Here is a 1,058-nt window from a genome sequence, read left to right on the forward strand (position 1 = left end):
CCCGGCGCGACTCCGATCAGCGCCCCGAGGAAGCCGCCCAGCACCACGAGCTGCGGGTTGAACACGTTGATCACGTTGCGCAGGGCGACCGCGAGGTGCCCGAGCTGGCGCTCGACCTCGGCGCGGACGGCCGGGTCCTCGGAGGCGGCGAGCGCCTCCTCCAGCCGCTCGCTCTCGTCGAGGCCGAGCACGGTGAGCAGCTCGGCGCGGCCGACCTCGGTCTCGAGGCAGCCGACGGCGCCGCAGTGGCAGTCGATGCCCGCGCTGTTGACGAGGGTGTGGCCGATCTCGCCCGCGTAGCCGTCGATGCCGTGCAGAGGCGCGCCGCCGACGATGACGCCGGCGCCCACTCCGCTCGCGCCGCCGTTGAGGTAGACGAGGTGCGAGACGTCGCGGCCGGCGCCGAGGACGCTCTCCGCGAGTGCACCGAGGTTGGCGTCGTTCGCCGAGAGGACGGGCAGGCCGGTCGCGTCGGCGAGCATGCGGGAGAAGGGCTCGTCGTCCCAGCCGAGGTGCGGGCCGACCCGGACGAGGCCGTCGGCGTCGCGGACGAGGCCGGGCACGGCGACGCCGATGCCGACGGTCCGCGTCTCCTCGGGCAGCTCGGCGAGCAGCTCGGCGACCGCCTCGGCCGCCAGACGGGCGGCGGCCTCGGCGGTGGGGACGGAGGCGGAGCGGCGGATGCGGCGGCGGACGACGGCGTCGACGCCGACCACGGCGACCGTGACGGCGTCGATCTCGGGGTTCACGGCGAGCGCGACGACTCCGGGATCGGCCTCGACGACGGGGCTCGGCCGGCCGACCTGGTTCGGCGTGGCGGGCTCGCGCTCGCGCACGATGCCGAGCTCCACCAGCTCGCCGACCAGCGCCGCGATCGTGGAGCGGTTGAGGCCGGTCAGGCGGGTCAGCTGCGAGCGGGAGCGGGGGCCGCCGCGGTGCACGAGGCGGAGGATCGCCGAGAGGTTGTGCCGCCTGACGCGGTCGAGGTTGTTGCCGCGCGTCGCGTGGTCGGGCATCCGCGGTCTCCTCTGCTTGCGGGGGTCAGCCTAGCCGGGGGC

At 75.8% G+C, this 1,058-nt stretch carries 1 protein-coding gene; it reads right to left on the reverse strand.

The annotated features are described in order from the left end of the window. A partial coding sequence (locus C5C49_RS16675) for an ROK family transcriptional regulator (RefSeq protein WP_104346624.1) occupies positions 1–1,016 on the reverse strand: 1,016 nt, incomplete at its 3' end. Positions 1,017–1,058 lie beyond the last annotated feature (42 nt).

Source organism: Rathayibacter sp. AY1E2, assembly GCF_002932325.1.
Lineage (GTDB): Bacteria > Actinomycetota > Actinomycetes > Actinomycetales > Microbacteriaceae > Rathayibacter.